This window comes from Moheibacter stercoris (genome assembly GCF_040545805.1).
GTDB lineage: Bacteria > Bacteroidota > Bacteroidia > Flavobacteriales > Weeksellaceae > Moheibacter > Moheibacter stercoris.
The window spans coordinates 135404-149010 of the sequence record NZ_JBEPMO010000002.1 but is presented as its reverse complement, the minus strand read 5'-3'; the positions used below and the strand labels follow the sequence as shown (position 1 = coordinate 149010).

Here is a 13607-nt window from a genome sequence, read left to right as displayed (position 1 = left end):
AAAAAGCCAAAATTCATTAAATTTTTCGAATTATGCTAATTCCATCTCGAATTGGTAAAATCAGGCTTTCTACTCGAGGATCATTTGCCACCAAATCATTGAGTTCTTGAAGAGTTTTTGTGTCTTTGTCATTGGGTTTTGCTTCTTCCAAAACCTTTCCATACCACAACACATTGTCCGCTAAAATCACGCCTCCTGAATTCATTTGCGTGAGGACTTTTTCGTAATAATTGATATAATTGGACTTGTCTGCATCAATGAAAACCAAATCGTAGGTTTCGTTTTGAAGTTCGTCTAAAACGTCCAAAGCATTTCCCAATTTTACTTCAATTTGATTGGCAAATTCAGATTCGGCAAAATATTTTTTAGGTAAATAAATCAATTCTTCATTTCGATCAATTGTGATGATTTTCCCATCGGGAGCCAACCCTTCTGCCAAACACAAAGTGGCATAGCCTGTAAAAGTTCCAATTTCCAAAATCGTTTTAGGACGAATCAATTTCGAAATCATGCTCAACAAACGACCTTGGTGAGCACCAGAAAGCATTTGAGGTTGCGTCGTTTTTTGAAAGGTTTCTCTTTGCAAACGTTTCAACAACTCAGACTCTGAACTGATGTGCTTTTCTAAATAGCTTTCTAATTGGGAAGAAAGGATTTCCATCGCATTTGATTTAAGCTAGCAAAATTACGGATAAATGTCTATTTAAATCCCTTTCCAATGGTGAAATTATAAGGTTCTGTACAAGATTGTACGGAAAATAAATGGATTCCCGACCGACCCGAATATTTTTGTATTTTTATCCACACTCAAAACACAAGAGAATGATTAATAAGAAAGTTGAAAATGTACATGTAGCGCTTGAAGGAGTTCAAGATGGTATGACCTTTATTGTAGGGGGATTTGGTTTATGTGGAATTCCTGAAAACATCATTGCAGAATTGGTTCGTTTAGGCGTAAAAGATATAACCTGTATTTCTAATAATGCGGGTGTTGATGATTTTGGATTGGGGTTCTTGTTGAATAACAAACAAATCAAAAAAATGATTGCTTCTTATGTAGGAGAGAATGATGAATTTGAACGTCAAATGTTGAGTGGTGAACTGGAAGTGGAATTAACTCCACAAGGAACTTTGGCCGAAAAATGCCGCGCAGCTCAACATGGATTTCCAGCGATTTGGACGCCAGCCGGATACGGAACAGAAGTGGCAGAAGGGAAGGAAACCCGCGAATTTGACGGAAAAATGTATGTTTTGGAAATGGCCTACAAAGCAGATTTTTCATTTGTAAAAGCTTGGAAAGGTGACGAAGCTGGAAATTTAATTTTCAAAGGCACGGCCCGAAATTTCAATCAGCCAATGGCTGGAGCTGGAAAAATTACTGTTGCAGAAGTTGAAGAATTGGTGCCAGCAGGCGAATTAGATCCAAATCAAATTCATGTTCCAGGAATTTTTGTGAACCGAATTTTCCAAGGAGAGAAATACGAGAAACGAATTGAACAACGAACAGTTCGACCAAGAATTTAAGGTTCAAAGTTTAAAGTTTAATGCGAAGAAGGAAATAATTCTGAAATCGAAACAATCAACACAGAAAAAGATGCTTACAAAAGAACAAATAGCGCAAAGAATAGCAAAAGAGCTAAAAGATAAATACTATGTCAATTTAGGAATTGGGATTCCTACTTTGGTGGCGAACTATATTCCTGAAGGAATTGAAGTAGAATTCCAAAGTGAAAACGGTGTTTTGGGTATGGGCCCTTTCCCGTTTGAAGGAGAAGAAGATGCCGATATCATCAATGCTGGAAAACAAACCATCACAACGATGCCTGGAGCTTCCTTTTTTGATTCTGCAATGAGTTTTGGGATGATCCGTGGGAAACACGTTGATTTAACGGTATTGGGAGCGATGGAAGTCGATCAAAATGGTGATATTGCCAACTGGAAGATTCCTGGAAAAATGGTGAAAGGAATGGGTGGAGCGATGGATTTGGTTGCTTCGGCAGAAAACATCATCGTGGCCATGATGCATACCAACAAAGCAGGCGAATCGAAAATTTTGAAAAAATGTACGCTTCCTTTAACCGGAGTGAATTGTGTGAAAAAAGTCGTAACCGATTTATGTGTGATGAGCATTGAAAATGGTTCGTTCAGATTGTTGGAAAGAGCGCCAGGTGTTTCGGTTGAACACATCCAAAGTGTGACCGAAGGAAATCTTATCGTAGAAGGAGAAATTCCAGAAATGGTTTTTTAAAATCTCCAATCATGAACGAACATTTCTTTACATGTCCGCATTGTTGGGAGGAAATATCGATGTTAATTGATCTTTCTGTTCCTTATCAGAAATATGTGGAAGATTGTGAAGTTTGTTGCAATCCTTTGGAGATTTCGGTCAGTTGTGAAGAAGGAGAAATCGTCCATTTTGAAGTCAATGAATTGTAGAATTTCTTTCACCTTAGTTGTTGGAATTTTCTGCTTGCTAATAAGTGGAACTCTCAATGCGCAAAACTGTCCGTTGAAAGAGGGGCAAATGATTTTGAAGCATACTCCAATTTTCACTTACGAGCATCCGACTGAAGGAATTGATATTCAATCCAACTATTCTGAAGTTTATTCGGTAAGTTCAGGAGAAGTAATTCGAATTATTGATCTGCCAGATGAGAAATTAACTGTTCTTATTAGGGATTGTGTTTTGGGAGAAGAAAATCATTATTATGTTTATGGGAATTTAAAATCGACAGAAGTACAAAAAGGCGATTGGGTGGAACCAAACCAATCAATAGGATTGGCTTCTGAAGATGAGGGAAAGTTTACTCTATTCTTTCAATACCGAAATAAATTCGAAAAGTTTAATCCCTCGACGATATTAAATTGTCAACCAAGAAATATTTATTACTAAAAATAAAAAAGGGCAAATTCTACTGAATTTGCCCTTTTTTTTAGATGGTAATATCAATGAGAAAATTATAATATTCTTTCTACAATTGCATAGGTATTGACGTTTGGCTGAACGGTATAAACATCTGCTACTGTTAAAATAGGTATAGCTCCTCCAGTTGAAAATTTAATGATATCATTTTTATCTGCATAAATAATGAAAGTTGCAGTTGCGGTCATTGGTGCGCTTGCAGAAACCAATAAAGTATTCATATTGGCAATTGCTTGACCTACAATTTCAGCATTTTTGATGGTTTGAATACTAATTTGAGGTGGAGTCACGTGTAAACCTGAACTTCTAAATGTAAAACTAGTTTGAATTCGGTACAATCCTTCTTGTCGAATTTTCAAGTCTCCAGAAGCAGAGTCAATGATTCGTAATTCATCTACATCATCATTTTGAAACAGATTTAATGGTACCTGAGTTTCTGTACATGCAATTAATACACAAGTTGTTTTTGGCAAATCGTTTTCTGGTGTAGAAGGATCCAATGAAATTTTTGTTTTCATGGTATATCGGTTTGTAAACGCATCTACCCAAGTAGAACCGTTGTAATACAGAGCACGATTTTCATCATTTTCTTTCACGTATAAAATCATTCCTTCATAAGATTCATCATCTTTGAAATAGTCAGGTTCATTTGCATCATACAATGGCAAATCTTGAATTCTTTCAACCGATGGGAGAATCAACCCTTTGGAAGTAGAAGCTGTTTCACCTGGGTTTTGGATGGTCAAAATAGCGTTCGGATGAGAAGAAACGTTAGATTCTCCTCCAATGATTACTTGCGCATAAACGTTGGAAAGCCCAAATGTTCCAAGTAGTAAACTATATAATAAATTTTTCATTAGTCTAATTTTTCGATGTATAAAAAGGTGTTCGGATTGTTGCATAAATAGGTAATTCCGCCTCCAACTGTTAGTCCATCAGGATTTCGGATTCCTAATTCGAATTTGATTCGATCGCCAGCATTGAAATGTCGAACATATTCAAAATTCATGGCTTTGTTTCCTCCACCTGCAGAAACCAAAAGTCCTTGCAATGAAAAATCATGTTGCATAACTGACCACCATTTGTTGTAAGGATTGGAAGCGTTTTCGGGGTCGTTTACAAAAGAGGCTCTCAATACCACAACAGCATCGATATTTCCAACGCTTAATCCTCCTCCAGATTTAATCATGATAGATGGATTAATTTTGTACCAACCTGACTCTGTGAATTCGTATGTTTCTGCATATCCATCACTATCTACTAAATCCATTCCAATGATTTTGGCTTCATTTACATCTTCTTCATTTTTTTTATAAAACAGATTAAATGGAACGGCATCACGTGTCGAGATGTTAAGGATGTTAACTTTGGTAATATCGGGATGGTTAGAAGTCAACAGGGAGATTTTGTGATCAGCATTCGGGCTTTTGGCATTGGAAGGCAACCAGGTGTCTCCATCAAAGATGTAAAGTTTTTTATCCTCTTTGTTGTACATTAACATTCCTTCCATGTCTCTATCATTTTGAAACAAATCAGATTCCGCAACATCATAGTTTGGAAATTCCGTGAAATCTTCAGCAGTTGGAAGAATCATTCCCTTTTGAGAATCAATTTGCAACATAGCTTTTGGGTGAATTTCACCAATGTTTTCACTAATTCTTACTTGCGTATAAGCAAAAGAATACATGCATAACGCTGCAAGCATTACGATATTTTTCATTCGATTCATTTTATTAATCAATTTTGGTGAATAGTATTTCTCTAGGATTGAAGATGGAATTATCCCAAGCAAGTAATTCTGAACCAACGGTTACCGTTGCAGTTGGTGAGTGAATCATTGTGTAGACGTAATCGCCTGGATTTAGAGCTATTGTTGTGGCGATGCCGACACCAACATTACTTCCTCCACCAATACCTAATACACCAGGAAAGTTAGGGACAACACTTGATAAAAGGATCTCCTTATGGTTTCCTATTTCATCTTTTTTGAAGGCATAAATTTGGTAAGAAGCTCCTTCGGTAAGACTCACGACTCCTGCTATATAGGTTGGGATATTGACTCTGATTTGGTAAGTTCCAGCCTCGCTAATGACGAATTTCGAATTTTGGAATACATCATCATTAATCGGTCGGTCAATTACTATCGTTTCTCTGGTGATGTTTAAATTATTATACGAATTTTCTCCATCAATGGCATGACTAAATTGTAAATATTCATCTCTTCCACACCCCAATATAACGCAAACTATACTTTGTTGTTCTGATCCATCTCCAGCTGAAATAAATCTCGATTGTTTTAGTTGTGGGTCTACATAAGTAGCTTTATCATCCTCCCAATATTCACCATTGTAAACATTGACTGTATTGGTGTCTTTGGAGTACAAAATCATTCCTTCCATAGTAGGATCAATTTCAGGAGTATTTGAACCTCCATCTGCCAAAGGTAAATCTAACTTAGAATTTACATTGGGCAATAGTAAACCCAATGAACCATCTCCATCTACCTTCTTTCCAAACAGATGAAGGGAAGCTTCTGAATGAACTGCGAAATCTGAACCATCACCTTTTGCTATTCCTACTTGAGCAAACACAAGGGTACTGATCAAAAAGCAGCAGCATGCCGATCTTAATTTAAAATTCATTATAATTAATTTAATGTTATACTATAATCTAGCTGGTTAGTGGAATAACATTTTCATCAGATCGTTGGGTCTATTAAAGGAAGTTAGTTGTAATGCTTGTAGTAGTAGTGCTGCAAATTTAGGGCTTTTTCTAAAATTAGAATTGTTGTGTTATTGAAAAATTTTAGGTATTTATCGATTTTGTTTATGATGAAACTAATTATCGAACGAGATATAGGGAATTGATTTAGTTAAACTTATAAATGTCAATTGAATATCCATTTGTCCTAATTATAAATTTAATTTACTTAGAATTATTGTAAATAATGATTTAGAAATAAATGAAGTTGAATCCATAGAATTATTTGAAGAATATATGTCAAAAACAAGAGGAAATGATTTGTTTTGGCTGAACAATATTCTCTAAATTAGAATTCTAGAGAAATAAAATAAAAAATGCCTTTAGTTGTATAAAGGCATTTTTCAATTTCGAATTAGACAATCTAACCTGAAATTTTAGCAATTGATACAGTTGCTTGACTAGAGCTGAGCAAACCTAAATTTACACCACCTCTATTAATACCAAAATAAATTCGATCACCGGCATTCAGTTGGTACATGCCAGAAAGGTCAGCAGAAGATAATGTTAGGCTAGCAAGGGCAGCAAGTGTAATACCCGCGAAATCCTTGAAATTAATTTCACTAAATCCAGATGGAGTTTGTCTCACAATTGAAATTTTTGGTGTTCCGCTTAGCAAACCTAGTTGAATTCCTGTTCCATACGTAAAGGAATAATTTATTAAATAAATTCCAGTATCCGGAACTAAATATCCGTCATTTGAAATTAGTTCGTAATTTCCTGCAGTTACATCAGATTCAGCAAAAATGATGGGTTGAAAATCACCCCATAAACCAATATTCAATAAGGAAATTCCTGAGCTTTTTCTGGCTGCAAAAATTGTAGATCCAAAATATTCATTAAATAAAGCTTCCGCTAAACCTTCAGTTGTTACTTTTTTTACCACTGCATCACCTATGACTGTGTTGTCAATGTATAATACATTTTGCTCAGGGGTTATCGATTCAGTGAGTGCAACCTCTCTGACTTTTAAAGTTCCATTTACGTCCAACATAGCCTTCGGATCGTCCGTTCCAATTCCTACTTGGGCATTACTCGTATAGATTGCGATTACGAGTATCATCAATAAATAATTCTTCATAATATAGTTATTTAATCTCGTTACCTTACATGATCAAAGACTATTTATAAGATTCCTAATTTTAAAGTTGGGGGAGAATACATTAGTTTTAAAAACAGGAGTAATCTGGTTAGGTATCAAGATGTTAGCTTTGACTATGCTCAAAGTTACGACGAAATAACCTGATTACGGAAAACCATAATCAATTTAGAATTATTTTAAATTAAATCATCTATTTGGTTGAATTACTGAAGATTATTTTATGAAGTATTTATTTTACATCAAATGCATCGCGCAAAACATTGCCAAAAACATTGAAAGCTAAAACTAATAACATAATTGCCAAGCCGGGCAGCAAAGCCAAATGTGCGTCTCCAACAATGATGTGTGAATAGTTTTCTTTGATCAGATTTCCCCAAGACGGAGTAGGAGGTTGTGCGCCAATTCCTAGAAAGCTCAAACCACTTTCAACCAAAATCGCAGCCGCAAAATTTGCCGCAGAAATCACAATGACAGGCGCTAAAATATTGGGAAGAATTTCTTTGAAGATAATCCGCATATCGCTAAATCCAAGAGCTCGGGCAGCTTCTACAAATTCTTTTTCTCGGTAACTTATAAATTGGCCTCTCACAACACGCGCCACTTCAACCCACATCGTAAGACCTACAGCTACAAAAATTTGCCAAAATCCTTTTCCAAGGGCAAGTGTGATGGCGATTACCAATAATAATGTTGGGATGGACCAAACAACATTGATGACCCACATGATGACGTCATCAACTTTTCCTCTATAATATCCTCCAATCGCTCCAATTGGAATTCCTACAATAAGAGAAATAAATACCGCAATGAATCCAATTAAAAAGGAAATTCTTGTTCCGATGACCAATCTCGAATAGAAATCTCTTCCATAAGCATCGGTTCCCAATAGAAATGTTTTGTCGTAAATGAATTCTTGCTCTATTTCTGACAAATTAATTCCTTTTGAAGTCCATTCATTGGTGGAAATTTCCACAGGTTCCCCTTTTAATCCATCTCCTAAATAAGGAATGTAGGAAATGTTTTCTCCTTTGATTGAATAAGAATCAATGGCGATTTGCTCGGTTTCAATTGGCTTGCCAAAAAAATAATCGGATAGGGAATTATTTCGGGTATAATGATCCAATGGGATTTCCAAAATCTTTTGTTGAAATCCCATTGGTTTATGTGCTAAAATTACATTTTGTTGGTTGGCATCAATCACTTTATCAGCCGAAATGAAATAGGCAAATATCGTCACTAAAGCAGCCAGCAGGATCAAAGACAAGGAAACAATCCCCAAAGGATTTTTCTTTATTTTTTGAATGGCTATTTGATTAAATGACCTCGATTGTTGCTCCATGAATGATTAGGATATGTCTTTTAATATGTTGATCGATTCTTCTAAATAAAAATCATTCGTCATATTTTTATGCCAATCTTTTCTTCTTTCTTGAAATACCGTATCGGTTTTGAATTTCTCCAATTCATGTTTCGGCGGCTGAACTTTTAAAGAAGTTTTGTAAACATCCAACGAGTCAAACATTTTTGCTTTTTCTTCTCTAACCTTACGTTGTTGTTTATAGGTTTCAAGATTCAATGAAAAACGATCAATTTTTTCCGTATCCTTATAATAACGCGCCGCTTCATCAATCAATTTTAAATACGCATTGTCTTTCAAACGATTGGCGCTTTTTGCTTTTACTTCCTCTAAATTGAATTTGGCGGGCCAACGATCAAATTTGATTTCTTTGATTTGATCCCATGGTAATGCATCATGAGAATTTCCTTCACTGATATCAGCATACGTCAATAAATCTGTCAAAACGATGTCAGGTGTTACTCCTTTTAATTGTGTAGAACCACCAGAAATTCGGTAAAACTTTTGAATGGTTAATTTCAAAGCACCGTATTCGTCTGGACTAAATGTACGTTGATCCAACGGAATGAATTGTTGAACCGTTCCTTTTCCAAATGTTTTGTTGCTTCCCACAATGACAGCACGACCATAATCTTGCATCGCAGCAGCTAAAATTTCGGAAGCCGAAGCAGAAAGCTCATTTACCAAGATCACCAATGGTCCATCATACAAAACAGATGGATCTCTGTCTTCGTGAACACGCATCTGTCCATCGCTTCTTCTCACTTGAACAATTGGTCCTTTTGGAATGAATAATCCTGCGATTTCAACTACTTCTTCCAAAGATCCTCCACCATTGTAGCGGATGTCAAACACCAATCCTTTGATGTTCTCTTTTTTCAATTCGTTGATTTCTTTTGTGATATCATTCGAAGGATCACGTCCATTTCTATCGTTAAAATTGGTATAGAACTCAGGTAAATAAATCACTCCATATTTCTCACCATCTTTTTCTACAACAGCACTTCTTGCAAAAACTTCGTCTTGTTCAATTACATCTCGAACCAATTTGATATCCTTGATAGAGCCATCTTTCTTTTTAACAGTTAAAGTTACTTCAGTACCTTTTTTTCCGCGTATATGACGAATGGCTTCGTCCAATAAAAGTCCTACAATGTTGACTTGATCTTCCCCTTTTTGTTTTACGTGCGTAATTTGGTCTCCAACTTCCAATTGACCATCTTTCCATGCTGGACCACCAATGACAATTTCCATAATGGTTGCATATCCTTTTTTGTCTTGAAGTCTAGCACCTATTCCTTCTAATTGTCCTGAAATTCCAACATCAAAATCATCTTTGTCTTGTGGACTAAAGAAACTTGTATGAGGATCATATTTTTCGGTAAAGGAATTGATATAACTTGTTAAGAATTTATCTTTCTTTAACTTCAATTGTCTTCTGAAAAAGTCAGAAATGTTTTCTGAAACCTTTTCCCTTGCTTCTTTTTCTAATTCAACCAAAGGAACACCTACTTTGGTTGAATCTTCTTGCAATCGAACCAATTCAGATAAGGTATTGTATTTTAAATACTTTCTCCAAAGATCTTTTGCTTCGGTTTTATTCTTTGCATATTGAACGACTTCTTCTCCAATCAATAATTCTTCATCTTTTGTGAAATCAAATGGAGTTTTCAAAATTTCTTCTGAATAGGCTTTTGCTTCTTGGAAACGAATGAACAAAGTGTCAATCGTTGCATGATAAAACCTTAAGTCTTGGTTGTTGAAATAATCATCTAAATTATGAATGTCTTTTTCGAATTCATCCATATCAGATTGCAACAAATAACGCTTTCCTGGATCGATTTTTTCAAAATACATCTTGAATACATCTTCTGAAAAGTTATCATTAATGACCTGCGGTCGATAATGCATATAAGTTAAAGTGTTACGAATATTTTTAATAATCGTTTTGTATTTTTCATCATCATTAGCATTTCCAGGGGTACAAAAACAAAACGCCAAAAAACACATGGATAAAAAAGACAGGAGGACAAATGTTTTTTTCATTAGCATATACAATACTTATTTAAGAATTGGTTAAATAACCAAACAAATATAGAGCCAAATCTAAGATTGTTTACATTTGACAAAATATTCAAACAAATATAAATGAAATCCAAGGAAAAACCATTGATTCTTGTAACAAATGACGATGGAATCACAGCGCCTGGAATACGCGCCTTGATAAAAATGATGAATGAGATTGGGGAAGTCTATGTTGTAGCACCCGATAGTCCTCAAAGTGGGATGGGGCATGCGATTACCATTAATTCAACTTTGTTTTGTGAAAAGGTTACCATTGATGATGGACCTCAAAGCGATAGAGAATGGGCGTGTTCTGGAACTCCAGTGGATTGTGTAAAATTAGCGATCAATCGCATTTTGCCTCGTAAGCCTGATTTATGTGTATCTGGAATTAATCATGGCTCCAATTCTTCCATCAATATTATTTATTCTGGTACCATGTCGGCAGCTGTAGAAGCAGGGATTGAAGGAATTCCATCGATTGGTTTTTCCCTAAGTGATTTTTCGTTTAGTGCCGATTTTGATGCAGCCAAAAATTTCATTCAAAAAATAGTTCGAGAAACCATCAAAAATGAAATGCCAAAAGGGATGGTTTTGAATGTTAACATTCCAAAATTACCTGAACAAGAGTTAAAAGGAATTAAGATTTGTCGTCAAGCCAAAGCAAAATGGGTAGAAGATTATGATGAGAGACAAGATCCTCGTGGTAGAACCTATTATTGGTTGACAGGGGAATTTAAAAACTTAGACAAGGGAGAAGATACCGATGAATGGGCGTTGCAAGAGGGGTATATTTCCGTGGTTCCGATTCAATATGATATGACGGCTCATCATTATATGGCCGATTTAAATCGATGGGATTTTTAAACTAAAAAAGAGACCAAAGCGGTCTCTTTTTTTTATTCAGTTATTTTGGATATTATTTGGTTCCAATACTTTTGATGTCTTGAACTGCTTTATCCGTTCCTTCTTTGATATCTTTAGCAGCATCTTTCACACCTTCTTTCACACCTTCTTTTGTGTCTTGATAAACCTCTTTGGATTTGTCAGCAACCTCATTGGCAGCTTTTTTCGTTTCATCAGCCACATCGTTAGCTACACGTTTCGTTCCTTCTGCAACATCTTTTGCACCTTCTTCAACATGGTCAGCTACTTCGTTCGCTTTGGTTTTTAAATTTTTCCAAGCAATTTTTGCATCTTCAACCGCTTTTTCAGCTGCAGTTTGCGCTGCTTTGTCTCCACTTTCGATTGCTTGTTTTAAATCTTGTTCTGCTTTTTTTAAGTCAGCTTCCGCTTTTGTTAATTCTTCATCTGTTGAGATTACGGTCACATCACCATCTGGAGTTTCTACGAGAATTGTTTCGTCTGTTACTGTGTTTTCTTTTGGTTCGCAAGAAGTTAAAGCAAACATACCTGCTGCAATTGCCATTAGGCTTAGATTAATTTTTTTCATTCCTTTTATAGTTAATTTGAAGTTTGATTTTATCAATAATAATACCAAGTTAAGAAAATTGTTCAAATGTTAATTTGTCAAATTGTGCTAAAATCAAAATCATTACGTGTAATTTTGTGTTATAATTTAGTATCAAATGAAACAAATTCAAATTATCAATGGCCCCAATTTAAATTTACTGGGAAAAAGAGAGCCAGAAATTTATGGAACTGAATCATTTGAAATGTATTTTGAAAGATTGAGGAAAGATTTTCCCGATATATCCTTGCATTATTATCAGTCCAATCATGAAGGTGATTTGATAGATAAATTGCATGAAATTGGATTCAAATATGATGGCATCGTTTTAAATGCTGGAGCTTATACGCATTATTCCTATGCAATTGCAGATGCTATTAAAGCAATTTCAACACCAGTTGTGGAGGTGCATATTTCCGATATTTACGCAAGAGAAGATTTTCGAAAAATTTCTGTTACAGGAGAAAATTGCCAGAAAATTATCTCTGGAAAAGGGCTAGACGGCTATCGTTTGGCGATTGAAGAAATGATCTAAAACTGATCTTTCAACTGTTCGTTTATGTCCGAAATGAAATTCAACAATTCCAATCTACCGATTCTTCCTGTGGCAGAACTCGTAAATACTTGTGGCATTGATTCCCATGTTTTCATCATTTCCTTACGATAGTTCATCAATGCTTTTTGCAAGGCAGTGCTACTGATTTTGTCGATTTTGGTAAAGACCATCGAAAAGGGTATGCGATTTTCGCCCATCCATTCCATAAATTCCAAATCGATTTTTTGTGGTGGTATTCGACAATCAATCAAAACAAAGGTATTGATCAAATTAGGGCGAAGTGTCAAATAATTGGTGATCATTTTCTCAAATTGACCACGTTTTGTTTTGGAAACGCGTGCATATCCATAACCAGGTAAATCGGTCAAATACCAAGATTCTTGCATCAAAAACACATTGATTAATTGTGTTTTCCCTGGTGTTCCAGAGGTTTTGGCTAAATCTTTTTGATTGGCCAACATATTGATTAAAGAAGACTTTCCAACATTGGAACGTCCAATAAATGCGTACTCTGGTTTATTGGGTTCAGGGCAATCGTCCCATTTGGGGGCGCTTTTGACAAATTCAGGTTTTAAATTCATGGAGTTGGTGCAATTTGTTTTTCAATCAACCAATTGCTTAATAATTCATTAAACACATCAGGATGTTCCATCATCGGGGCATGACCGCATTTGTCAATCCAGTAAAGACTTGCATTGGGTAAATGTTCCTCAAATTCCACGGCAACTTCAGGAGGTGTTACATTATCCTGTTTTCCCCAAATCAAACATACAGGTGTTTGAATGTCTTTCAAATCCTTTTTCATATTGTGCTTAATGGCACTTCTCGCAATGTACAAGGTTTTAATCGCTTTTTTACGATCATTAACAGTTTCAAAAACATCATCAACTACTTCTTTGGTAGCGACAGCTGGATCGTAAAAAACTTCTTGCGTCTTTTTCAATATATAATTATAGTCTCCTCGCTTAGGAAATGTTTCACCAAATGATTTTTCGTATAATCCTGAACTTCCAGTTAAGCAAAGTGCTTTGACAAGCTCAGGTTTTTTGTGTGTAACAACCAATCCCAAATGACCACCCAATGAATTTCCTACTAAAATAGCAGGTTCTTGTACAATTTCTTTTAGAAAGCGACCTACATATTTTGCAATACTAGACACATTGGTACTTAACAAAGGGAAATCATAAAGTGGCAATTCTGGTGCATATACTTTATAACCTTTTTGTGAGAAATATTCCGTAAGAGAACTAAAATTACTTAGTTCACCCATAAGTCCATGAAGAAGTACAATCGGGATTCCTTCCCCTTCTTCAATGTAAGAAAACTTTTTAGACTTCTTAAGTTTTAACAGCATTCAACCTTTTTTGAAAGAAA

Annotated in this window: 16 protein-coding genes; 6 read left to right on the top strand and 10 right to left on the bottom strand. The window is 35.5% G+C overall.

Annotated elements, in window-relative coordinates:
• Positions 1–16 precede the first annotated feature (16 nt).
• Positions 17–661, bottom strand: coding sequence for an O-methyltransferase (locus tag ABID46_RS02590; RefSeq protein ID WP_354506767.1), 645 nt, complete (start codon positions 659–661; stop codon positions 17–19).
• Positions 662–822: 161 nt separating this feature from the next.
• On the opposite strand from ABID46_RS02590, the gene ABID46_RS02585 reads away from it, so the two are divergent.
• From ABID46_RS02585 to ABID46_RS02570, 4 genes are all read left to right on the top strand, one after another.
• Positions 823–1524: a CoA transferase subunit A gene (locus ABID46_RS02585; protein ID WP_354506765.1), complete on the top strand. Its 702-nt coding sequence runs from the start codon at positions 823–825 to the stop codon at positions 1522–1524.
• A gap of 70 nt (positions 1525–1594) precedes the next feature.
• Positions 1595–2248 carry a CoA transferase subunit B gene (locus tag ABID46_RS02580; RefSeq protein WP_354506763.1) on the top strand — a complete coding sequence of 218 codons (654 nt, stop codon included), beginning with the start codon at positions 1595–1597 and terminating at the stop codon, positions 2246–2248.
• 11 nt (positions 2249–2259) lie between these two features.
• The gene (locus ABID46_RS02575; RefSeq protein ID WP_354506761.1) at positions 2260–2436 is read left to right on the top strand and encodes a CPXCG motif-containing cysteine-rich protein; all 177 of its coding nucleotides are present in this window, start codon (positions 2260–2262) and stop codon (positions 2434–2436) included.
• A gap of 88 nt (positions 2437–2524) precedes the next feature.
• Positions 2525–2893 (top strand): peptidoglycan DD-metalloendopeptidase family protein, encoded by a 369-nt coding sequence (locus ABID46_RS02570; protein ID WP_354506759.1) that lies wholly within the window; start codon positions 2525–2527, stop codon positions 2891–2893.
• 65 nt (positions 2894–2958) lie between these two features.
• On the opposite strand, the gene ABID46_RS02565 is transcribed toward ABID46_RS02570, so the two are convergent.
• From ABID46_RS02565 to ABID46_RS02540, 6 genes are all read right to left on the bottom strand, one after another.
• A complete protein-coding gene (locus ABID46_RS02565; protein ID WP_354506757.1) occupies positions 2959–3780 on the bottom strand; it encodes a phage tail-like protein in 822 nt (273 codons plus the stop codon).
• Positions 3780–4643, bottom strand: a complete 864-nt coding sequence (locus ABID46_RS02560; protein ID WP_354506755.1) for a hypothetical protein — start codon at positions 4641–4643, stop codon at positions 3780–3782. The genes ABID46_RS02565 and ABID46_RS02560 overlap by 1 nt, the downstream gene beginning before the upstream one ends.
• Positions 4644–4656: 13 nt before the next feature.
• Positions 4657–5565 carry a hypothetical protein gene (locus ABID46_RS02555; RefSeq protein WP_354506753.1) on the bottom strand — a complete coding sequence of 303 codons (909 nt, stop codon included), beginning with the start codon at positions 5563–5565 and terminating at the stop codon, positions 4657–4659.
• A gap of 482 nt (positions 5566–6047) precedes the next feature.
• Positions 6048–6764: a hypothetical protein gene (locus ABID46_RS02550; protein ID WP_354506751.1), complete on the bottom strand. Its 717-nt coding sequence runs from the start codon at positions 6762–6764 to the stop codon at positions 6048–6050.
• Positions 6765–7014: 250 nt separating this feature from the next.
• Positions 7015–8124, bottom strand: a complete 1110-nt coding sequence (locus ABID46_RS02545; RefSeq protein ID WP_354506749.1) for an ABC transporter permease — start codon at positions 8122–8124, stop codon at positions 7015–7017.
• A 6-nt stretch (positions 8125–8130) separates the two neighbouring features.
• Entirely contained in the window at positions 8131–10194 is a 2064-nt protein-coding gene (locus ABID46_RS02540) for a carboxy terminal-processing peptidase (protein ID WP_354506747.1), read from the bottom strand.
• Positions 10195–10290: 96 nt separating this feature from the next.
• On the opposite strand from ABID46_RS02540, the gene surE reads away from it, so the two are divergent.
• Positions 10291–11073 carry a 5'/3'-nucleotidase SurE gene (surE, locus tag ABID46_RS02535; RefSeq protein WP_354506745.1) on the top strand — a complete coding sequence of 261 codons (783 nt, stop codon included), beginning with the start codon at positions 10291–10293 and terminating at the stop codon, positions 11071–11073.
• Between the two features lie 52 nt (positions 11074–11125).
• Here the strand turns inward: surE and ABID46_RS02530 are convergent, their stop codons facing one another.
• A complete protein-coding gene (locus tag ABID46_RS02530; protein WP_354506743.1) occupies positions 11126–11659 on the bottom strand; it encodes a hypothetical protein in 534 nt (177 codons plus the stop codon).
• A 136-nt stretch (positions 11660–11795) separates the two neighbouring features.
• Between ABID46_RS02530 and ABID46_RS02525 the strand changes: the two genes are divergently transcribed.
• Positions 11796–12212, top strand: a complete 417-nt coding sequence (locus tag ABID46_RS02525) for a type II 3-dehydroquinate dehydratase (protein ID WP_354506741.1) — start codon at positions 11796–11798, stop codon at positions 12210–12212.
• Here ABID46_RS02525 and yihA read toward each other — a convergent pair.
• Complete coding sequence (yihA, locus tag ABID46_RS02520) at positions 12209–12814, bottom strand: ribosome biogenesis GTP-binding protein YihA/YsxC (RefSeq protein WP_354506739.1); 606 nt, start codon at positions 12812–12814, stop codon at positions 12209–12211. The genes ABID46_RS02525 and yihA overlap by 4 nt on opposite strands.
• A complete protein-coding gene (locus ABID46_RS02515) occupies positions 12811–13587 on the bottom strand; it encodes an alpha/beta fold hydrolase (protein ID WP_354506736.1) in 777 nt (258 codons plus the stop codon). Before ABID46_RS02515 ends, yihA begins: the two co-directional genes overlap by 4 nt.
• Positions 13588–13607: the final 20 nt, after the last annotated feature.